Genomic DNA, 21228 nt, shown 5'->3' on the forward strand with positions numbered 1-21228 from the left:
GCCGCACCGTACGCGGGGCCCCACCGTGCACACCGCGGCGCCGCCGGGCACAGGTCACGACGTGTGCACGGCGACCGCCGGGTGTGCACCCTCAGCCCGCCCGCCGCCCCCGGAGCAGCTCCTCGACGATGACGCGGGCGCTGTCGAGCCGCGCCCCCCTGGCGACGAGGATCGTCTGCGCCGAGCCCCCGGCGTGCAGCAGCCCGAGCAGGACGTGCTCGCAGCCGATGTAGTTGTGCCGGAGCCGCAGGGCCTCGCGCAGCGCGAGCTCCAGCACCTTCTTCGCGTCGCGGTCGAACGGGACGTGCCCGGCGAACCAGCGCCTGCCCCGCGAGCGCGGGCGGTCGAGCGCCCCGGGCCCGAAGGCGTCCTCGACCTGGCGGCGCACCTCGTCGAGGTCGATCCCCAGCGTCGACAGCGCCTCCGCGTCGGCCGGGCCGAGCCCACCGCGCAGCCCGTCGACGTCGGAGCGCACACCCTGCGCGTCGACGGAGTGCGCCTCCAGCACCTCCAGTGCGAGGTTGCCCGGCACGCCGTACAGCGCGATCAGCAGGTGCTCGGACCGGATGGCGTCGGCCCGCCGCTCGCGGGCCTCCTCCTGCGCCAGCACGACGACCCGCCGGGCCTTGTCGGTGAACCTCTCGAACATCGTCGAACCCCTCTCAGAACCCGGACCGGCGGTACTTCTTGTGGACGGCCTGGCGGCTCACCCGCAGCACCTCCGCGATCTGCTGCCAGGACCAGCCCTGGTCGCGCGCGTTGCCCACCTGCAGCTCCTCCAGCGACTCCAGCAGCCCCCGCAGGGAGGCCACCGCCGCCAGACCGACGGACGGGTCTCTGCTGGACGCCGCCGCCGCGACCTTCGTGGCATCACTCATGGCCGTCAACCTACGTTGACAGGACCGGCGCTGTCAACCCACGTTGACACTATCGTTCTGGCCGTGGACGGCGTGCGGATCCGGCTGTCCGGGTCGTTCGCCGTCGAGGACGGGGACGGGCCGGTGGTCGTGGGCGGCCGCAAGTCCCGGCGGCTGCTCGCCCGGCTGGCCGCGGCCCGCGGCGGGACGGTCGCCGTCGACGACCTGGTGGCGGACCTCTGGCCCGCGACCGCGCCGCGCGGCCCGGCCGACAACGTCGCCACCCTCGTCAGCAGGCTGCGCGCGACGCTCGGCCCGGACGCGGTGCTCGGCGCCCGCCCCGCCTACCGCCTCGGGCCGGGGGTGCGGGTGGACGTCGCGGAGGCCGACGTGCTGGCCGCGGAGGCGGCCCGGCGGACCGGGGAGCCGGCCCTCGCGCTGGTCGCGGCCCGGCGCGGGCTGGACCTGCTGGGCGCGGGCGCCGTGCTGACCGGCGAGTCCGGCGACTGGGTGGACGTCCTGCAGCGCGAGGTCGACGCCATCCTGCGCGCGCTCCGGCACGCCGCGGCGGACGCGGCCCTGCGGGTCGGCGACCCGGGATCGGCCGTGGTCACCGCACAGGCCGCGGCCGACGCCGACGCGCTCGACGACCGCGCCCACCGCCTGCTCATGGCGGCCCACCACGCCGCGGGCGACCCGCAGCGGGCCCTGGTCGTCTACGCCCGGCTGCGCGCCGCCGTGGCCGACGAGCTCGGCACCGACCCCTCCCCCGCCGCGCAGGCGCTGCACCTCGCGGTCCTGCGCGGGGACCCGCTCCCCGGCGCGCACCCGGTGCCCGACCGGTACCCCCGCCCCGCCCCCGCCGGACGCGGCGCCGAGCTGGACCGGCTCACCGCGGCCTGGGCGGCCGCCGCCGGCGGCGCCACCGGTCTCCTGCTGGTCACCGGAGAGGCCGGGATCGGCAAGACCACCCTGGCCGAGGCCCTCGCGGGGGTGGTCGCCGACACGGGCGGCCTGGTCCTGCGGGCCCGGTGCTACGCGGCCGAGCGCTCGCTGCTGCTGCAACCCGTCCTCGACGCCGTCGCACCCGCTCTGCGCACGCTCCCGCCCGGGGAGACCCGGCGGCTGGCCGGGCCGGGCGCCCCGGTGCTCGCCGGACTGCTCCCGGACCTCGCCGCGGTGCTGGGCGAGCCCGACCCGGCCCGCGGCAGCGCCGACCAGGAGCGCAGGCGCACCTCCGACGCCGTCCGCGCCCTGCTCCGGTCGTGGGCCGCGGTGCGCCCGGTGCTGCTCCTGCTCGACGACCTGCAGAACGCCGGGACCGCGACCGTCGAGCTGCTCCACTACATCGCGGCCCGCCCGGGCCCCGACCGGTTGCTGCTGCTCGCGACGGTGCGGTCCGAGGAGGGCTCCGAGGCCCTCGCCCTGCTCGACGACGTCGGGACCCGGGTGGAGATCGGCCCGCTGGCGGCCGACGCGGTGGCCCTGCTCGCCGCCCGCGCCGGTGCCCCGCGGCTCGCCGAGGACATCCTGCGGCGCACCCGCGGGCACACGCTGTTCGTCGTCGAGACCCTCCGCGGACTCGCGGCCGGTGAGACCGGCGTGCCGGACTCGCTGCAGGCCGCGGTGCTGGCCCGGATGCGGAGGGTCGGGCCCGACGTCGAGCAGGTGCTGCGCGCCGGGGCCGTGCTCGGCGCCGCGGTGGCCCCCGAGACCGTCGCCGCGATGCTCGGCCTCCCGCTGCCCGACGTCCTGCTGCGCCTCGCCGACGCCGCGACGGCGCGCCTGCTGGTCGACACCGGCGACCGGTACGAGTTCGCGAACGACCTGGTGCACGAGGTGCTCTACGCGTCGACGCCCGCTCCCGCGCGCCGCGCCTACCACCGCCGCGCCGCCGACCTGCTCGCCGACCGTCCCGAGGTGCTCGCCGGGCACGCGGCCGCCGCAGGGGACCCGGAGGGCGCGGCCCGTGCGTGGCTGGCCGCCGGACGCCAGGCCGTCGACCGGTTCGCCGCGGCCGACGGCCGGGACCTGCTGGACCGGGCGCTGGCCACGGGCGTCGACGACGCGGCCCTGACCGCGCGGATCCACCTCGCCCGCGGTCTGGCGCACCTCGCGCTCGGGGCGTTCGGCCCGTCCGCCGCCGACCTGCGCGACGCGCTCGGCGCGGCCCGCGCGGCTGGTGACCGCCGGCTCGAGATCGAGGTGCTGCGCCACCTCGCGGGCGACGTCACCTCCGCGCTGGGGCTCTCCGAGCGCGCGCTGCACCTCGCGGAGGCCGTGCGGATCGCGGTCGAGCTCGACGACCCGGCCGCCCAGGCCGACCTCCTCGGCTGGCAGGCGGTGGTCGCGACCAACCGGCTGCGCTTCACCGGGGCCATCGACCTGGGCCGGCGCGCGGTGGCCGCCGGGCGGGCGTCCGGCTCGGAGGCCGCGCTCGCCGCCGGCCTGGACGGGCTCAAGACCGCCTACGCCTACCTCGGCGACACCGTCCACCTCGCCCCGGTGCTCACCGAGCTCGAACCCCTGCTGCGCCGCCGCGGCGACCTCCGGGTCCTGTACTGGGCGGTGTTCGAGTCGGCGCTCCCGTTCGTGGCGGCCGCCGAATGGGACCGGGCCGCGGAGCGCATCGCGGACGCGCTGGAGATCAACCGGCGCAGCGGGTACGTCTCCCACGCGCCCTGGTTCGTGGCGCACCAGGGCTGGCTGGAGCGGCTGCGCGGGCGGCTCGACCGGGCGGAGGAGCTCGGCAGGCGGGCCGTCGACCTCGCCGACGCCGCCGAGCACCACTGGTGGCGGGCCACGGCGCACGGGATCCTCGCGACCACCCTGCTCGGGCTCGGCCGGGGCGACGAGGCCGCCGCGCTGCTCCGGGCGGTGCGCGACGACGCGGGGCGGACCGGGATCGAGGGCTACCTGCTGCGCTGCCTCGCCCCGCTCGCCGAGGCCACCGGGGACCCCGACGTCCTGCTCACGGCGGAGGAGGTCCTCTCCGGCGTCGACGCCCCGCCGGGCCACGCCTGGCTGACCGGCGGCGACACCTACCTCTCCGTCGCCCGCGCCCGGCTGGCCCGCGGCGAGCCGGACCGGGCCCGGGCCGTCTTGGCCCCGCTGCGGGAGGCCGCCGCGCGGCAGGGCTGGGTGCCGTGGCGGGCGGCGGCGGCACTCGTCGACGCGGACGCGCTGGACGCGCTCGGCGACCACGCCGCCGCGGAGCGGAGCCGGACACCGGCGGTGGACCTCGCGACGCGGCACGGCATGCCGCACCTGGCGCGCGCCGCGCGGCCGGGCGGCTCCGGCTGACGTCCCGGCCCGGCTCGCCCCCGGGCCCGCGTCAGAGGATCTCCGCCAGGCGGGCCGCCGCCCGCGCCGCACCGCCCGCGTCGACGGGGCGGTAGTCGACCTCCCGGCCGATCTCCGTGACGATCGCGTCGGCGAGGGCGTCGGGCGTCAGGTCGTCCCAGTCGATGCGGCGGCCGGCGCCGTGGCGGGCGAGGCGGTGCGGCACGTGCAGGTTCTGCTCGAAGTGCCGGCGCAGCGGGACGTAGAGGAAGGGGCGGCGGTTGGCCGTCAGCTCCATCGTCGTGGTGAGCCCGGCGTGGGTGATCGCGAGGTCGCACGCGGCGAGGTGGCGGTAGAGGTCGGGCACCCAGCCGTGCACCTCCAGCCCCGGTAGCGGTGCGACGGTCTCGGGGTCGATCCGCGGCCCGGTGACGACCACCATCCGCAGTCCCGGCACCCGCCGCGCCGCCTCCGGGTACGCGGCCGCGACCCGCCGCAGCAGCGGCAGCCCCACCCCGGTGCCGCCCGCCGTGACCAGGCAGACCGGCTCGCCCGGCCGCCAGCCCAGCTCGTCGCGGATGCCGGCGCGGTCGCGGTCCTCGACCGGGGTGAAGCCGGTGACGTAACCGGGGAAGTCGTAGTGCCCCGCGGTCCAGTCGCGGATCGACGGCAGGCCCGGCCCGAACGGGTCGGGCACGACGTCGTCGCGATCGCCGACGAACAGCGCCCGGTCGCGCAGCCGCGGGTAGCGGGCGACGTGCTCGAGCATCTCGGCGTTGTAGTCGGCGGTCAGCGCCGCCTCCCGCTCTCCGCCCTCGGGCATCGGGAGGAAGCCGACGAAGTCGGTCAGCCAGGCGTACGGCGTGCGCTTGAGCTCGGGGTTCTCGTACAGGAAGTGGTCGAGGTCCCACGCCTCGTCGCCGATCCACAGGTCGTGGTGCTCCGCCTCGGCCAGGTCGGCGAGCACGTGGAAGTTCGCGACGAGGATCTCGTCCATCGTGCGCAGGGCCTGGAACACGTGCAGGTCGTGCTCACCGGACTCGCCCTCGACGTGCGCGGCCTCGCTCACCAGGTGGCGCGACGCCGGGTGCACCCGCTCCCCCGCCGCGGCCAGCGCGTCGGTGACGGGGTGCTGGGCCAGCCACTCGATCTCGACGTCCGGCCGCAGGGCACGCAGCTCGCGGGCGATCGCGAGGTCGCGGCGGGCGTGCCCGAGACCGATGGGCGAGGACAGGAACAGTGCGCGCCGGGGCCGGTACCGGGCGGGTGTCCAGTCCCGCACCGGCCGCCGGACGCCGAACACCGCCTCGGTGAACCCCTGGACCAGCAGGTTGATCCGGACCGGTTCGCGGCCGGTCGGGACGTGGCCCGCTCCGGGCAGCGTGACGAGGTCCCCGCCGGTCGCCTCCGCGACCGCGGCGCCGCTCGCGTGCGGGATGATCAGGTCCTCGCTGCCGTGCACGACGAGCACCGGGCAGCGCACCTGCGCGCCCAGGGCCCGCAGCCGGTCCTGCCTCGGGCTGACGTTGCCGCGGAAGAAGTCGATCACGACCTCGGCCGTCACGCCGCGGGCCCACCCGAGCGCGTCCTCGAGCGGTTTCGTCGAGTGCGGGTCCGAGTGGCACGCGGAGAGGAAGACCTCGGCGAACCGGTCGACGTCCTCGGCGATGAAGTTGCTGTTGATCGCCGCGAGTCCCTCGTAGGAGTCGAGGACGTCGTCGAAGCCGAGGCGGTCCAGCAGCACCGCGGGCGCGATCGCGACCACCCCAGCGACGCGCTCCGGATGCGTGGCGGCGAGCTCCAGCACCCGCCGCCCGCCCCCGGAGAGCCCGACGGCGACGACCCTGCGCGTGCCGGTGGCGTCCAGCACCGCCACCAGATCGGCGACGTCCTCGGCCAGTGCGTACGCGGCCGGCCCGCGCGGCCGGTCGCTGCGCCCGTTGCCGCGGTGGTCGACGACGACCACGCGGAAGTGCCGGGCCAGGTGGGGCACCTGCGCCTTCCACTGCCGCGCGTGCACCAGCGGCATCGAGGACGGCAGCAGGATCGTCGCCTCGCCGGTCCCGTAGACCTCGTAGCCGATCCGGACACCGTCGCGGACCACCTCGTCCTCGACGTCGGGGTATCTGGCGCGCACGGCGGACCTCCTCGGGAGAGAGGTCGTCACGGTGCCCCCTGTCGTTGCAGCCGCGTCGCAACGCCACCGCAACGCCCGGCCGCAGGCTCGTCGCCCTCACCGACGCGAGGAGGACACCATGACCGCGTACGTGCTGGTGCACGGCGGGTTTACCGACGGCTGGTACTGGGGCGCGACGGCGCGGCTGCTGGAGGAGCAGGGGCACCGCGTGACCGTCGCGGAGCTGCCGAGCACCGGGACCGACCCGGCGGTGCTCGGTACCGTCGCCGACGACGTCGCCGAGGTCCGCCGGCTCGTCGCGGCGGCCGGGGAGCCGGCGGTCCTCGTCGGCCACTCCTACGGCGGGCTGGTAATCACCGACGCCGCGGACGAGCCGGGGATCGTGCACCGCGTCTACGTCAGCGCGTTCTGGCCCGCGCGCGGGAGATCGCTGATGGACGACTACACCGGACCGACGGACTGGTTCGTGCCCACCGAGGACGGCACCGCGGCCCGGATCACCGACGACGTCGACCGGGCCGCCGAGGTGCTGTACGCCGACCTCGACCCGGCGCAGCGGGCCGAGTTCCACCGGCACCTGATGTTCTCCTCCGGCGCGGCCATCGGCGCCCCCGCCACCGCCCCCGACAGCGACACCCCCGTCACCTACGTGGTGCTGGAGAAGGACGTCGCGGTGCCTCCGGAGGAGCAGGAGGCGATGGCAACCCGGGCGGACCGCGTCGAGCGGATGGCCACCTCGCACTGCCCGCAGCTCGTCGACCCCACCGGTCTCGCCGCGATCCTGTCCCGGATCCCGGCGTGAACGACACGACCACCACCACGGGAGGAACCACCATGACCGACCTCATGTCCGGCCTGGACGACGTCAAGAACCGCACCGAGGAGGCCCTGCGCGCCACCGAGGCCGACGCCGGCGCGTCCGTCGTCACCGTCGCCGTCGTCCGCGAGTTCGACGCCAAGGCCGTCAAGGGCAGCGCCGCGAACGACCGCGACGCCGTCATCGAGCTGGAGCAGGCGGGCGACAGCGCGAAGGCCGCCGCCGAGGCCGACCCCGGGCTGGGCGCGACGGCCCGCGAGGCGGTACTGGCCGCCCACCTGGCCATCTGCATCCTCAAGACGACGGTCTGAGGGGGGAGCGGAGATGGACGACTCCCGACTGATGGAGCTGATCGGGCGCTTCGCGGGCGACCTCGGCGCCACCCTCTCGGCGGGCTCGGTGGTGATCGGGCACCGGCTCGGCCTGTACCGGGCGCTCGCCGACGCCGGACCGAGCGGCGCCGCCGACCTCGCCGCCCGCACCGGCACCGACACCCGGTACCTGACGGAGTGGCTGCGCGGGCAGGCCGCAGGCGGGTACCTCACCTACGACGCCGACACCGACGCCTACTCGATGACCGAGGAGCAGGCGTTCGCGTTCGCCGACCCGAACGGTCCGGTGTACCTGCCCGGCGCGTTCGTCCTCGCGCTCGGGGCCCTGCGCGCGGAGCCCCGGATCACCGAGGCGTTCCGCACCGGGGAGGGGGTCGGCTGGCACGAGCAGCACGAGGACGTGTTCACCGGCTGCGAGCTGTTCTTCCGGCCCGGCTACCTGATGAACCTGGTCCCGAGCTGGATCCCGGCGCTGGACGGCGTCGAGGACAAGCTGCGGGCCGGTGCCCGGGTCGCCGACATCGGCTGCGGGCTCGGGGCGTCGACCGCGCTGCTGGCGGCGGCGTACCCGAACTCGCGGTTCAGCGGCTCGGACTACCACGCCGGGTCCGTCGAGCTGGCCCGCAAGCGGGCGGCCGATGCCGGGGTGGCGGCCCGGGTGTCGTTCGAGGTCGCGTCGGCGCAGGACTTCACCGGCACCGGCTACGACCTCGCCGCCACCTTCGACTGCCTGCACGACATGGGAGACCCGCTCGGCGCGGCCCGCCACGTGCGCGGGGCGCTGGCCGACGACGGCACGTGGCTGATCGTCGAGCCCGTCGCCGCCGACGCCGTGGCCGACAACCTGAACCCGGTGGGCCGGGTGTACTACTCGGCGTCGACGCTGCTGTGCGTGCCGAACGCGAAGTCGCAGCCCGGGGGGTACGCCCTCGGCGCACAGGCGGGCGAGGCGGCGATCCGCGACGTGGTGACCGCGGCCGGGTTCACGCGGTTCCGGCGGGCCGCGGAGTCGCCGTTCAACCTGGTCTACGAGGCCCGGCCCTGAGACCTGCGCCTACTCGGCGTCGAGCAGGCCCTCGGGCGGGGTGAGCAGCACGCGGCCGCCGTCGAGGTCGACGGTGGGGACGATGGCGTGGACGAACGGCACGAGCACGTCGGGGCCGCCGCCCGCGCGGGTGAGCACCAGCAGGTCACCCGCCGGGCCGTGCAGGACCTCGCGGACGGTGCCGACGACCGTGCCGTCCTCCAGCTCCGCCCGCAGGCCCTCGAGCTGGTGGTCGTGGAACTCGTCGGGGTCCTCGGGGGGCGCCAGCTCGGAGGTGTGCACGAGCAGGCGGGTGCCGCGGAGCGGTTCGGCGGCGGTGCGGTCGGGGGTCTCGACGAAGCGGACGAGCAGCTTCCCGGAGTGCCAGCGGACGGCCTCGACGGTCAGCGTCACGTCCGGCGCCCCGGCCCGGCGCCCGAGCAGCGCCGCCCCGGGCGCGAAGCGCTCGTCGGGGGAATCGGTGCGGACCTCCACGCCGAGCTCGCCGCGGAGGCCGTGCGCCCGCACCACGACGCCGACGAGCAGTTCTCCTGCTCGTCCGCGGACGGGTGCGGGCACGGTCGTCCTACCGACGGCTCAGCGGTCGGTGTCGACGACGTCGACGCGGACGCCTCGACCGCCGATGCCACCGACGACGGTGCGCAGCGCGGTGGCCGTGCGGCCGCCGCGGCCGATGACCTTGCCCAGGTCCTCCGGGTGGACCCGCACCTCGAGGGTGCGGCCCCGCCGGCTGGTGACGAGGTCGACCTGCACCTCGTCGGGGTGATCGACGATCCCCCGGACCAGGTGCTCCAGCGCGTCGGCCAGGACCGTCACGACTCGGCCGGGGCCTCGGCGGCAGCCTCGTCGGCCTTGGGGGCCTCGGCGGCGGCGTCGTCGGCCTTCGGGCGACGGTCGGCCTTCTTCTTGGCCGTGGTGGCCTCGGTGGTGGGCTCCTCGCTGGCTGCGGCGAGGGCGGCGTTGAAGCGCGCGAGCTTGTCGACCTTCTCCGGCTGCGGCTTGAGCGTGCCCTCGGAGCCCGGCAGGCCCTTGAACTTCTGCCAGTCGCCGGTGATCTTCAGCAGGTGCTCGACGGGCTCGGTGGGCTGTGCGCCCACGCCGAGCCAGTACTGCGCGCGCTCCGAGTCGACCTCGATGAGGCTCGGGTCGTTCTTCGGGTGGTACTTGCCGATGGTCTCGATGGCCCGGCCGCTGCGGCGGCTGCGGGCATCGGCGACGACGATGCGGTAGTACGGCTGACGGATCTTGCCCAGACGCATCAGCTTGATCTTGACGGCCACGCTCTTGACTGCTCCCTGAATCGGTCTTACGGCGATGAGGCCGCGCTGCTCGCGTGGGGTTACGGGCTGCACGTCGCTCGAACGTTGTGTGGCCGCGGCTGGTAGAGGGCCGGCCGCGGGGCCGACACGCCATTGTGCCAGACGCTCAGAGAGCGGGGAACGCGCCCGTCAGCATGAGGTAGAGCCCGATGCCCGGGAGCAGGTTGTTGATCTGGTGCGCGATCACCGGCGCGAGCAGCCCGTCGCTGTAGACGCGGGCCAGCCCGAGTGGCAGCGCGACCACGAGCAGCAGCAGCGCGCGGGGCCACTCGAAGTGCGCGAGCGCGAAGATGACGGTGGTGACGGCGAACGCGAGCCAGCGGTTCGCCCCCAGCCGCGTCAGCCCGCCCCAGAGCAGCCCGCGGTAGAGGATCTCCTCGCACAGCGGCGCGACGAGCACCACGATCGCCACGATGAGCAGCGCGACGCCCGGACCGGCCGTGATGTCGCCGAAGATGTCGCCGACCGCCGACGAGGCGTCCTCGCCCACCACCGACACGTAGACCAGCGAGGCCGGGATCGTGAGGAACAGCCCGCCGAAGCCGAACGCGAACCCGAGGCCCACGTCGCGGGCGGTGGGGCGCAGCTGCAGGTCGACGACCGGGCCGTTGCCGCGGAGCCGGGTGACGAGCAGGCCGACCAGTGCCGCGGCCACCGTCGGCACCGCCAGCGCCGCGGCGAGCGATCCGGCCGTGACCGGGTCCTGCGCGACGAGGAGCAGGCCCATCAACCCCGACGCGACGAGGAACACGGCCTCGGCGACGAGGTAGGCCCCGAGCCCCCAGCGGTGCGCCGGCCGGGGCGCCGGGCCCGGCGTGACCGGCTCCATGGTCAGGGTGCCGGGAGTCGGGTGGCCGGGAGTCGGGTGGCCGGGGACCGGGGTGCCGGGAGCCGGTGCACCGGACGGCGGGACGCCGGGGCCCACGGCGCCCGACCAGGCCGCGGACCCGGCGGGCGCCGCACCCGGCGGGGGCACCGCGACGGCAGCGGCGGCGGGCGGGGACCCGGCCGGGAAGGAGCCCGCCGGGAGGGACCCGCCGGGCGGCGCGGCGGCGGCGAGGGTCGCGACCGGGATGCGGTCGGTGGCCTCCGCGGAGCCGTGGCCCGGCAGGCGCGGGTCGAGACCGGGCGGGATGCGCAGCGCCGGGTCGGTGATCTCCGCCGATCCGGCGGGCCCGACCGGGCCGACCGGGGCCGAGCCGGTGGGACCGGGGACGGCCGGGGCCGAGACGACGGGGGCTGCGACGACCGGGGCTGCGACGACCGGGGCGGGCACGGCCAGGGCCGCGGCCCCGGGCAGGCGCTCGGGCGCCGAGGTCGGGATCCCCATCGGCGGCGTGGACGTCTCGGTGGGCAGCGGCGCGTCGAACCAGCTGCTCGCCTGCTCCTCCCGGTCCGCGACGACCGGGTCGACCGGGGCGGGCGCGGACCGGCCGCGCCGCTGCAGCACCCGCGCGGCGACGACGACCGCGACCACACCGAGCACCGCGGCGACGATCATCCACGGGCGACGGCCCGTCCCGGCGCCCCCGCGGGGCCGCCCACCCCCGCTGACTCCGACAGATCGCACGATCACGACGTTACCGGGACGGTCGTGGGGTCCGGGTACGCGCGTCAGGCCGCGACGACCCGGCCGCGGAGCATGATCAGCGTCGGGGTGTCGAGGGCGGCGAGGTCGGCGCGCGGGTCGGTGCGGTAGACCACCAGGTCGGCGGGCACACCGGGGTGCGGGGCCGGGCGGCCCAGCCAGTGCCGGGCGTTCCAGCTGGCGGCCCCGAGCGGGTCGGTGTGGCCGGCCGCGGCGAGCGCGCGGACCTCGTCGGCGATGCGGCCGTGCGCGATGCCACCGCCCGCGTCGGTGCCGGCGTACACCGGGACACCCGCCTCGACGGCCCGCCGGACGACGTCGTGCGCCCCGGCGTGCAGCTGCCGCATGTGCGCGGCGTACGCCGGGTACTTCGTCGCCGAGTCGGCGATCCCCGGGAACGTCTCGACGTTGATCAGCGTGGGCACCAGCGCGGTGCCCCGCTCCGCCATCTGCGCGATGAGGTCGTCGGTGAGGCCGGTGCCGTGCTCGATGCAGTCGATGCCCGCGCCGATCAGCCCGGGCAGGGCGTCGGTGCCGAACACGTGCGCGGTGACCCGGGCGCCCGCGGAGTGGGCGGCGGCGATCGCGTCGCGCAGCACGTCGTCGGGCCACAGCGGGGCGAGGTCGCCCTCGCCGCGGTCGATCCAGTCGCCGACCAGCTTGACCCAGCCGTCGCCCGCCGCCGCCTGCTCCGCCACCAGCTCGGGCAGCAGCGCGGGGTCGTCGGCGTCGATCGCGAGGCCCGGGATGTAGCGCTTGGGGCGGGCCAGGTGCCGTCCGGCGCGGATGATCTCCGGGAGGTCCTCGCGGGCCCGCAGCGCCGAGGTGTCGACGGGCGAGCCGCAGTCGCGCAGCAGCAGCGCGCCGGCGTCGCGGTCGCAGCGGGCCTGGGCGTCGGCCTCCTCCAGGTCGACCGGGCCGTCCGGGCCGAGACCGACGTGGCAGTGCGCGTCGACCAGGCCGGGCACGATCCACCCGCCGTCGACGAGCGTCTCGGCGCCCGCGACGGGCTCCTCGACCAGCATCCCGTCGCCGTCGACGAACAGCTCGACGGTGTCCTCGCCCGGCAGCAGCACCCCGCGCAGCCGGTACACCTAGCGGCCCTTCGGGAAGCGCAGCTTGCTCGGGTCGAAGCCCGGGGGCAGCTGGTCCAGGCCCGGCGGGAGCTGCTGCAGCGTGGGCGGCAGGCCCGAGAGGTCGGGCATGCCTCCCCCGGCGCGCGAGGGCGTCGGGCGGCCCTTGCCCTTCTTGGACTTGCGCTTGCTGGCCAGCTTCTTCGTGGCGCTGCGCTGCCCGCCGCCGAAGCCGAACTGCCCGGCCATCTGCTTCATCATCTTGCGGGCCTCGAAGAAGCGGTTGACCAGGTCGTTGACGTCGCCGACCGACACCCCGGACCCGTTCGCGATGCGCAGCCGCCGCGACCCGTTGATGATCTTCGGATCGGCCCGCTCGCCGGGGGTCATGCCGCGGATGATGGCCTGCAGCTTGTCGAGGTGGCGGTCGTCGACCTGCGCCAGCGCGTCCTTCATCTGCCCCGAGTTGGCCCCGGGGAGCATGCCCAGGATGTTGCCGATCGGGCCCATCTTGCGGATGGCCATCATCTGCTCGAGGAAGTCCTCCAGCGACAGCTCGCCGCTGGCGATCTTCGCCGCCGCCTTCTCCGACTGCTCCTGGTCGAAGGCGCCCTCGGCCTGCTCGATGAGCGTGAGCAGGTCGCCCATCCCGAGGATGCGGCTGGCCATCCGGTCGGGGTGGAAGACGTCGAAGTTCTCGAGCTTCTCGCCGTCGGAGGCGAACAGGATCGGCTGCCCGGTGACCTCGCGGACCGACAGCGCGGCACCGCCGCGGGCGTCGCCGTCGAGCTTGGTGAGGACCACACCGGTGAACCCGACGCCGTCGCGGAACGCCTCGGCCGTGGCCACCGCGTCCTGGCCGATCATCGCGTCGACGACGAACAGCACCTCGTCGGGCTGCACCGCCTCGCGGATGTCGGAGGCCTGGCGCATCAGCTCCTCGTCGACGCCCAGGCGGCCCGCGGTGTCGACGATGACCATGTCGAACATCGTGGAGCGGGCGTGCTCGATGCCGCGGCGGGCGACGTCCACCGGGTCGCCCACGCCGTTGCCGGGCTCCGGCGCGAACGTCGTGACCCCGGCCCGCTCGCCGACGATCTGGAGCTGGTTGACGGCGTTGGGGCGCTGCAGGTCGCAGGCCACCAGCAGCGGCGCGTGGCCCTGCGACTTCAGCCAGAACGCGAGCTTGCCCGCCAGCGTGGTCTTGCCGGAGCCCTGCAGACCGGCGAGCATGATCACCGTCGGCGGCTCCTTGGAGAAGCGCAGCCGGCGGGTCTCGCCGCCGAGCACCCCGACGAGCTCCTCGTTGACGATCTTGACGACCTGCTGGGCCGGGTTCAGCGCCCCCGAGACCTCGGCGCCCTTGGCCCGCTCCTTCGTGCGCGCGACGAACCCGCGCACCACGGGCAGCGCGACGTCGGCCTCGAGCAGCGCGATGCGGATCTCGCGCGCGGTGGCGTCGATGTCGGCCTCGGAGAGACGGCCCTTGCCACGGAGGTTCGCAAGCGTGCCGGAGAGGCGCTCGGAGAGGGTGTCGAACACCCGGACAAGACTACTTGGGCCGGTGCGGGGCGTGCATCGCGCACGGCCGGGCGGCTCGGGCGGGCTCGAGCCTGAGCCCTGCCCGGGCCCGGTCGCGGTCGAGCACGGTGACCTCGTGCCACCCCGCCGCGGCCCGTCCGGCCAGCAGCTCGACGGTGGTGGCCGCCGCCCGCGCCGCGTGCCCGGTGAAGGAGCCCTCCGGGACGACCCGCCCGCGGACCCGCTGGCCGCGCCGTGCCTGCTCGGCGTCGACGTGCAGCCAGACCAGGTGCGCGCGACGCCCGGTGAGCGCGGCGAGCCGGGCCAGCACCGCACGGGTCCGCTCCCCCGTCGCGGGCAGGTGCACGACGACGACCTCGGTGCGCGAGCAGGCCGCCGCGAGCACCGCGAGCCGGTGGCCGAGGTGGACCAGCCAGCGGTAGGCCCCGTACGGCGCGCCGGGGAGGGCGCGGCGCAGGCGGGCCCGGTGGGCGTCGGAGTCGAGCACCGCGACCCGCGGGTCCGGCGGCAGGCCCGCGAGCAGCGTCGACTTCCCGGCTCCCGGCATCCCGCCGACCAGCACCAGCGCCCGCCCCGGCACCGCGAGGCACACGGTCTCACTCCCCGTCATGGGGGCAGAACGCGCGGTAGGGGCGGTTCGTTCCGGCTCAGATGGCGTCCCCGCCGCGCTCCCCCGTCCGCACCCGGACGATCTGCTCCACGCGGGTGGTCCAGACCTTGCCGTCGCCGATCTTCCCGGTCCGGGCCGCCGCGACGACGGAGTCGACCACCTTGTCCGCCACCTCGTCGTCCACGACGACCTCGATCCGGACCTTCGGCACGAAGTCGACGTTGTACTCCGCACCCCGGTACACCTCGGTGTGCCCCTTCTGGCGGCCGTGGCCCTGCACCTCGGACACGGTCATGCCGAGCACGCCGAGGCGCTCCAGCGCGGTCTTGACTTCGCCGAGCGCGAACGGCTTGACGATGGCGGTCACCAGGATCATGGGGTCGTCCCTTCGTGGAGGCGAGCACCGTCGTGGAGCCGGGCGGTGGTGCTCAGGGGCATGAAGTCGTACGCGGTCTCGGCGTGCTCGGCCTCGTCGATGCCCTCGGCCTCGACCTCGGCGTCCACCCGGAACCCGACGGTGGCGCGCACCAGCCAGGCCAGCAGGAACGACACCGCGAACGCGAACGTCATGGCGGCGAGCACCGCGACGGTCTGCTTCCCGAGCTGGGCGAACCCGCCGCCGTAGAACAGGCCGTCGGCGCCCGCGGCGTTGACCGCGTCGGTGGCGACGAGGCCGAGCATCAGCATCCCGAGCAGGCCGCCGACGCCGTGGATGGCGACGACGTCGAGCGAGTCGTCGTAGCCCAGCCGGTACTTGAGCCGGATCGCGAGCTGGCAGACCACCCCGGCGAGCAGGCCGATGAGCAGGGCGCCGAAGGTGTCGACGTACCCGCAGGCCGGGGTGATCCCGACGAGCCCGGCGATCGCGGCGGACGCCGCACCGAGGCTGGTCGGGCGGCCGTCGAGGCGGTGCTCCAGCGCCAGCCAGGACAGCACGGCGGCGGCCGACGCCGTCATCGTCGTGACGAACGCGTTGCCCGCCACGGCCCCGGCGGCCAGCGCGGACCCGGCGTTGAAGCCGAACCAGCCGAACCACAGCAGGCCCGCACCGAGCAGCACCGACGGCAGGTTGTGCGGGCGCATCGGCTGCTGGGGCCAGCCGCGGCGGCGCCCGAGCACGATCGCCAGCGCGAGCGCCGACGCCCCGGAGTTGATCTCGACGGCGGTGCCGCCCGCGAAGTCGAGCGCACCCAGCGAGTTCGCCATCCAGCCGCCGGCGTCGGCGACGTACCCGTCGAAGGCGAAGATCCAGTGCGCGAGCGGGACGTAGACGCACACCGTCCACAGCGCGATGAACAGCGCGAACGGCCAGAACCGCGCGCGGTCGGCCACGGCCCCGGACAGCAGGGCCGCGGTGATCACCGCGAACATCAGCTGGAACATCGCGAACACCTGCAACGGGATGCCGGTGTCGCCACCGACGACCGCGGTGGCGTCGCGCAGCCCGGCGTGGTCGAGGTTGCCGATCAGCCCGGCGGTGGAGTCGCCGAACGCGAGCGAGAACCCGCCGAGGACCCACACGAGCCCCACGACGCCCAGGCACGCGACGCTCATCATCATCATGTTGAGCACGCTCTTCGCCCGGACCATGCCGCCGTAGAACAGCGCCAGCCCCGGCGTCATGAGCATGACCAGTGCCGCACAGCCCAGCACGTACGCCGTGTTGCCCACCTGCACACCCGACAGCTCCGTCACGGCGGTGATCCTATGTTTCCGGCACACGGAACGGGCAAGGTCCTACGCTGCAGCGGTGCGCGCCGAGCTGGTCCTGCTCCCCCGCGTCGCGTACCGGGACGAGGAGGTCACCGGTCCGCGCCCGCGCGCGCTGCTGGCCCTGCTCGCCGCCGACCTGCGCGCCGGGGCCGGCACCGCCCGCCTGGCGGCCGGGCTCTGGCCGGACGCGCGGCCCGCGAACCCGGCGAAGGCGGTCCAGGTCGTCGTGTCCCGCGCCCGTGCGCAGCTCGGCGCCGACCTCATCGCCAGCACGCCGACCGGCTACCGCCTGGCCCTGCCCGCGGAGCAGGTCGACGCCGCCGCGGTGCTCGCGCACGCCGACACCGCCGCCCGGTGCGCCCGCGCGGGCGACCACGCCGCCGCGCTGGCTGCGGCGGAGGAGGGCCTGTCCGCCTGGGAGGGGGCCGGGGCGGCCGACACAGAGGACGGCCCGGTGGCCGAGCTGCGCGCGGAGCGCGAGCCCGTGCGCCGGGCGCTCGGCCGGGCCCGCGCGCTGGCCATGGCGCGGCTGGGCCGCGCCGCGGAGGCCGCCGGGCCGCTGACCGACCTGGCCCGCGACCACCCCCGGGACGAGGAGGTGCTGCTGGAGCTGCTGCGCAGCGAGTCGGCCACCGCAGGCCCGGCCGCGGCGCTGGCCCGCTACGACACCCACCGCCGCCGCCTGCGCGACGAGCTGGGCGCCGATCCCGGCCCGGCGCTGGTCGCCGAGCACCGGCGGCTGCTGCAGGACGGCGGTCCGGCCGTGCGCCGCGGCGTGCGGCACGAGCCGAACGCATTGCTGGGCCGCGGCCGCGACGTCGCCGCGGTGGGGGCGCTGCTGCGCTCGTCGCGGGTGACCACGGTCGTCGGGCCGGGCGGGCTCGGCAAGACCCGGCTCGCGCACGTCGTCGCCCACGCGGCCGACCAGCGGGTGGTGCACGTCGTCGGGCTGGCCGGGGTCACCCGCGACGAGGACGTGCTCGGCGAGGTCGCGACGGCGCTCGGCGTGGGCGCCGCCCGCCCGAACCCCCCGCCGCCCGACGCCCTGACCGGCATCGTCACCGCGCTCGGTGCCGGGCCCGTGCTGCTCGTGCTGCTCGTGCTCGACAACTGCGAGCACGTCGTGGGCGGCGCGGCCGACCTCGTCGGGGCGCTCGTGGCGATGACCCGTGACCTGCGGGTCCTCGCCACGAGCCGGGCCCCGCTGGGCCTGACGTCGGAGTCGGTGTACCCGCTGCCGGCGCTGGACCGGGCCACCACCGTCGAGCTGTTCGGGCAGCGCGCGCGGGCGGCGCGGCCCGGCGTCGAGCTGCCCCCGGACGTCGTCGACGAGCTGTGCGCCCACCTGGACGGGCTGCCGCTGGCGGTGGAGCTGGCGGCGGCGCGCACGCGGGTGCTGCCGGTCACCGAGATCGCCCGCCGCCTCGACGACCGCTTCGCGCTGCTGCGCGGCGGGGCCCGCGACAGCCCGCAGCGGCACCGCACGCTGCACGCGGTGGTCGACTGGAGCTGGAACCTGCTCGACCCGCGGGCGCAGGCCGCGTGGGGGGCGCTGTCGGTGTTCCCCGCCGGGTTCACCGCCGAGGCGGCGGCCCACCTGGTGGACGGCGACGCGCTCGAGGTGCTCGAGCACCTCGCCGACCAGTCCCTGCTCACCGTGGCGGAGGCGGCGTCGGGCACGCGGTTCCGGATGCTGGAGACCGTCCGCGAGTTCGGGGCGGCCCGCCGGGACCCCGCCGCCGACCCCGTCGCCGGGCTGCTGGCCTGGGCCGGGGAGTTCGGCCGGCGCCACCACGACGCGCCCTTCGACGTCGACGCGCCCGCGTCGGCCGGGCGGATCCGCGCGGAGCAGGAGAACCTGGCGTTCGCGCTGCGGCAGGCGATCGCCCGCGGCGACGACGCGACCGCCGCCGCGGCCGGGGCGGTGCTCGCGGCCCTGTGGACGGTGGAGTCGGACTTCCTCAGGACGACGACCCTGACCCGGCAGACCGCCGACCTCGTCGCCCGGTTCCGCCCCGGGCCCGCCGACGTCGAGGTGACCCGCACGCTCACCGCCCTGTCCGTCACCACCGCCTTCGTGCTGCAGGGGCCGCGCGCGTCGCGGGCGCTGCTCGGTCTGCGCCGGCTCCCCGCCGCTCCCGCCGACACCCTGGTCCGGGCACTGGCCGAGGTGCTGCGCACCCCCGGCGTCCTGGGTCCCGACCCGGAGCCGCGACGCCGGCTGGCCGCGGCGGGCGGGCCGCTGCAGGCCGCGGTCGCGCACTCCGTCGACAGCTACGTGCGGGCGCACGCCGCCGACCCCGAGGGGGCGCTGCGCGCCGCCGAGCGGGCCGCCGCGGCCCTCGGGACCGGCGCGGCCGCCGAGCCGTGGATCCGGGTGGTGGCCCGCACGCGCGTCGCCGAGCTGCAGATGCTGGCCGGGCGGGGTGATCTCGTGCTGGCCGACCTGCGGGCGGTGGCCCCGATGCTCGACGCCGTCGGCGCCTCCCCCGCCCTGCAGCTCGTGTGGGCCACCGCGCTGGCGCACCTGCACGCGGGCGACCCCGTCGCGGCGCAGCTGCTCCTCGACGGGGCGCCGGCCACCGACGATCTGGACGTCGGCACGGCCACCTTCGACCTCGCGGTGCGCGCCGAGCTCGCGCTGGCCCTCGGCGACGTCGACGACGGCCTGGCGCTGTGGCGGCGCAGCCTGGAGCGCCTGCGCGACCCCGCCGGCCTCGACGTCGACCTCCCCGGACCCGACCCGTGGGCCCTGGAGCTGCACGCCGCCGCGGTGGTGGCGCACGCCCGGCACGGGCGCCCCGACCTCGTCGCCGACATCGTCGCCGAGCTGCCGCACACCCTCGCCGCGCTGCTCGACGACCCGGTCGAGCATCCCCCCGGGTACGTGGTGGCGTCGTCGCTGTGGGGGGCGCTGCTGCTGGCGCTGGCCACCGCGGACCTCGCCCGCGACGACCGGCAGAGCACGGCGGCCCGGATGACCGCCCTGGCCGAGCGGCTGCACGTCCCGCAGCAGTTCCGGCCGACGATGACGGTCGACACGGCACGGCGGGCGGCCCGGGACGCGGACGGGCCGGCGTACGACGACGCCGTGTCGTCCTACGCCGGCCTGGGTCCCGACGAGCTGCGGGTCGCCGCTCAGGTCCTGCTGGGGTCCCGGGTGTAGAGCCGGCGCGCCCACAGGTACCCGCCGAGCGCGATGACGGCGCACCAGCCCAGTGCCGCCCACCCGCTGCCGCCGATCGGGGTGCCCATCAGCAGGCCGCGCAGGGTCTCGATGAACGGGGTGAACGGCTGGACCTCGGCGAACCAGCGCAGGGCCGTCGGCATCGAGTCGGTGGGCACGAACCCGCTGCCGAGGAACGGCAGGAGCACCAGCGGCATCGGCAGGTTGCTCGCCGTCTCGACGCTGTCGGTGACCATGCCCAGCGCCACCGCGAGCCAGGTGACCGCGAACGTGATCAGCACGAACACCCCCAGCGCCGCGAGCCACGACAGCGGCCCGGTCGTGGGCCGGAAGCCGATCAGCAGCGCCACCAGGACCACCAGGACCGTGCTGAACAGGGTCTGGACCAGACTGCCGACCACGTGCCCGGTGAGCACGGAGGCCCGCGCGATCGACATCGTCCGGAAGCGGGCGACGATCCCCTCGGCCATGTCCATGGCCACGGAGATCGCCGTGCCCTGCGCGGAGGCGGCGACCGTCATCAGCAGGACGCCGGGCACGACGTAGTCGACGTAGGACCGCCCGATGCCCGCCTCCAGCGTGCCGCCGAGGACGAAGACGAACAGCAGCAGGAACACGATCGGCATCCCGGCGAGCATCAGCGTCAGCGACGGGTAGCGGCGCATGTGCAGCAGGTTGCGGCGCAGCATGGTGGCCGAGTCGGTGAGCACGTGGGCGGTCATGCCGCGACCCCCTCGCCGGTCAGCGCGAGGAAGACGTCGTCGAGGTCCGGGGTGTGCACGGTCAGGGCGTCGGCCTCGACACCGGCGCGGTCGAGCCGGTCGAGCACGGCGCGCAGCGAGCGGACTCCCCCGTCGGCCGGGACCTCCAGGGTCAGCGCGGGCGCGTCCGACCTCGCCTCCCCGAACTCCGCGGACGCCGCGGCGTGGGCGAGCGGGTCGGTGAAGCGGAGCCGGACGTGCCCGCCGGGGACGAGCGCCTTGAGCTCCTCGGGGCTGCCCTCGGCGACGATCCGGCCGTGGTCGAGCACCGCGACCCGGTCGGCGAGCTTGTCGGCCTCCTCCAGGTACTGCGTGGTCAGGAAGATCGTGACGCCGTCCGCGACCAGCGCGCGGACGATCTCCCACATCAGCTGGCGGCTGCGCGGGTCCAGGCCGGTCGTCGGCTCGTCGAGGAAGATCACCCGGGGGTCGCCGACCAGCGTCATCGCCAGGTCCAGGCGGCGCCGCATCCCGCCGGAGTACGTCGACAGCGGCCGGGACGCCGCCTCGACCAGGTCGAAGCGCTCCAGCAGGCCGTCGACCCGCCGCCGCGCCGCCGCGCGGTCGAGGTGGTGCAGGTCGGCCATCAGCGCGAGGTTCTCGCGGCCGGTGAGCAGCCCGTCGACCGCGGAGAACTGCCCCGTGACGCCGATGACGGCCCGCACCGCCGCCGCCTCGGCGACGACGTCGTGGCCGAGCACGCGCGCCGTGCCGCCGTCCGGTCGCAGGTAGGTGGTGAGGACGTGCACCGTCGTGGTCTTCCCCGCGCCGTTGGGTCCCAGCAGCGCGAAGACCGAGCCCTCCGCGATGTCCAGGTCGATGCCGTCGAGCACCACCCGCTCCCCGTAGGACCTGCGCAACCCGACCGCCCTGATGGCCGCCATCGTGATCCCCCTTCTCGTCGTGATCACGTACCGGCGCAGCGTGCGGCGGCCCGCCTGCACGGCGGTTGCGGGACGGTTTCA

At 76.0% G+C, this 21228-nt stretch carries 19 protein-coding genes; 5 read left to right on the forward strand and 14 right to left on the reverse strand.

Annotation, left to right across the window (positions count from 1 at the left end):
• Nucleotides 1–91 precede the first annotated feature (91 nt).
• Entirely contained in the window at nucleotides 92–649 is a 558-nt protein-coding gene (locus tag H6H00_RS31125) for a Clp protease N-terminal domain-containing protein (RefSeq protein WP_185719175.1), read from the reverse strand.
• Nucleotides 650–662: 13 nt separating this feature from the next.
• Nucleotides 663–878, reverse strand: coding sequence for a helix-turn-helix domain-containing protein (locus H6H00_RS31130; RefSeq protein WP_185719177.1), 216 nt, complete (start codon nucleotides 876–878; stop codon nucleotides 663–665).
• A 63-nt stretch (nucleotides 879–941) separates the two neighbouring features.
• Between H6H00_RS31130 and H6H00_RS31135 the strand changes: the two genes are divergently transcribed.
• A complete protein-coding gene (locus H6H00_RS31135) occupies nucleotides 942–4160 on the forward strand; it encodes an ATP-binding protein (protein WP_185719179.1) in 3219 nt (1072 codons plus the stop codon).
• A 31-nt stretch (nucleotides 4161–4191) separates the two neighbouring features.
• Here the strand turns inward: H6H00_RS31135 and H6H00_RS31140 are convergent, their stop codons facing one another.
• Complete coding sequence (locus tag H6H00_RS31140; RefSeq protein ID WP_185719181.1) at nucleotides 4192–6276, reverse strand: alpha/beta fold hydrolase; 2085 nt, start codon at nucleotides 6274–6276, stop codon at nucleotides 4192–4194.
• Nucleotides 6277–6394: 118 nt separating this feature from the next.
• Between H6H00_RS31140 and H6H00_RS31145 the strand changes: the two genes are divergently transcribed.
• From H6H00_RS31145 to H6H00_RS31155, 3 genes are read left to right on the forward strand one after another with little or no spacing between them, the layout of a single operon-like run.
• On the forward strand, nucleotides 6395–7078 hold the full coding sequence (locus H6H00_RS31145; protein ID WP_185719183.1) for an alpha/beta fold hydrolase: 684 nt from the start codon (nucleotides 6395–6397) through the stop codon (nucleotides 7076–7078).
• Nucleotides 7075–7404 carry a hypothetical protein gene (locus H6H00_RS31150; protein WP_185719184.1) on the forward strand — a complete coding sequence of 110 codons (330 nt, stop codon included), beginning with the start codon at nucleotides 7075–7077 and terminating at the stop codon, nucleotides 7402–7404. The genes H6H00_RS31145 and H6H00_RS31150 overlap by 4 nt, the downstream gene beginning before the upstream one ends.
• A 13-nt stretch (nucleotides 7405–7417) precedes the next feature.
• Nucleotides 7418–8470 (forward strand): class I SAM-dependent methyltransferase, encoded by a 1053-nt coding sequence (locus H6H00_RS31155; protein WP_185719186.1) that lies wholly within the window; start codon nucleotides 7418–7420, stop codon nucleotides 8468–8470.
• Between the two features lie 9 nt (nucleotides 8471–8479).
• On the opposite strand, the gene rimM is transcribed toward H6H00_RS31155, so the two are convergent.
• From rimM to H6H00_RS31200, 9 genes are all read right to left on the reverse strand, one after another.
• The gene (gene rimM, locus H6H00_RS31160; RefSeq protein ID WP_185719188.1) at nucleotides 8480–9028 is read right to left on the reverse strand and encodes a ribosome maturation factor RimM; all 549 of its coding nucleotides are present in this window, start codon (nucleotides 9026–9028) and stop codon (nucleotides 8480–8482) included.
• 18 nt (nucleotides 9029–9046) lie between these two features.
• Nucleotides 9047–9286, reverse strand: coding sequence for an RNA-binding protein (locus H6H00_RS31165; protein WP_141279615.1), 240 nt, complete (start codon nucleotides 9284–9286; stop codon nucleotides 9047–9049).
• Complete coding sequence (rpsP, locus tag H6H00_RS31170; protein WP_185719189.1) at nucleotides 9283–9750, reverse strand: 30S ribosomal protein S16; 468 nt, start codon at nucleotides 9748–9750, stop codon at nucleotides 9283–9285. The genes H6H00_RS31165 and rpsP overlap by 4 nt, the downstream gene beginning before the upstream one ends.
• 145 nt (nucleotides 9751–9895) lie before the next feature.
• Nucleotides 9896–11359 (reverse strand): CPBP family intramembrane glutamic endopeptidase, encoded by a 1464-nt coding sequence (locus H6H00_RS32050; RefSeq protein ID WP_221775728.1) that lies wholly within the window; start codon nucleotides 11357–11359, stop codon nucleotides 9896–9898.
• A 44-nt stretch (nucleotides 11360–11403) separates the two neighbouring features.
• Nucleotides 11404–12471 (reverse strand): amidohydrolase family protein, encoded by a 1068-nt coding sequence (locus H6H00_RS31180; RefSeq protein ID WP_255425476.1) that lies wholly within the window; start codon nucleotides 12469–12471, stop codon nucleotides 11404–11406.
• Nucleotides 12472–13992 (reverse strand): signal recognition particle protein, encoded by a 1521-nt coding sequence (ffh, locus tag H6H00_RS31185; RefSeq protein ID WP_185719191.1) that lies wholly within the window; start codon nucleotides 13990–13992, stop codon nucleotides 12472–12474. It lies immediately after the preceding gene.
• Nucleotides 13993–14002: 10 nt separating this feature from the next.
• Entirely contained in the window at nucleotides 14003–14602 is a 600-nt protein-coding gene (locus tag H6H00_RS31190; RefSeq protein ID WP_185719193.1) for a P-loop nucleotide/nucleoside kinase family protein, read from the reverse strand.
• Between the two features lie 37 nt (nucleotides 14603–14639).
• Nucleotides 14640–14978, reverse strand: a complete 339-nt coding sequence (locus tag H6H00_RS31195) for a P-II family nitrogen regulator (protein WP_185719195.1) — start codon at nucleotides 14976–14978, stop codon at nucleotides 14640–14642.
• Nucleotides 14975–16231, reverse strand: coding sequence for an ammonium transporter (locus H6H00_RS31200; RefSeq protein WP_185722909.1), 1257 nt, complete (start codon nucleotides 16229–16231; stop codon nucleotides 14975–14977). The genes H6H00_RS31195 and H6H00_RS31200 overlap by 4 nt, the downstream gene beginning before the upstream one ends.
• Before the next feature lie 121 nt (nucleotides 16232–16352).
• Between H6H00_RS31200 and H6H00_RS31205 the strand changes: the two genes are divergently transcribed.
• Nucleotides 16353–19481, forward strand: coding sequence for an ATP-binding protein (locus H6H00_RS31205; RefSeq protein ID WP_185719197.1), 3129 nt, complete (start codon nucleotides 16353–16355; stop codon nucleotides 19479–19481).
• On the opposite strand, the gene H6H00_RS31210 is transcribed toward H6H00_RS31205, so the two are convergent.
• Together H6H00_RS31210 and H6H00_RS31215 are read right to left on the reverse strand one after the other, a co-directional pair.
• Nucleotides 19454–20224, reverse strand: a complete 771-nt coding sequence (locus H6H00_RS31210; protein ID WP_185719199.1) for an ABC transporter permease — start codon at nucleotides 20222–20224, stop codon at nucleotides 19454–19456. The genes H6H00_RS31205 and H6H00_RS31210 overlap by 28 nt on opposite strands.
• Entirely contained in the window at nucleotides 20221–21147 is a 927-nt protein-coding gene (locus H6H00_RS31215) for an ATP-binding cassette domain-containing protein (protein ID WP_185719201.1), read from the reverse strand. The genes H6H00_RS31210 and H6H00_RS31215 overlap by 4 nt, the downstream gene beginning before the upstream one ends.
• Between the last annotated feature and the right edge of the window lie 81 nt (nucleotides 21148–21228).

Origin of the sequence: Pseudonocardia petroleophila (genome assembly GCF_014235185.1) — a bacterium.
Classification (GTDB): Bacteria; Actinomycetota; Actinomycetes; order Mycobacteriales; family Pseudonocardiaceae; genus Pseudonocardia; species Pseudonocardia petroleophila.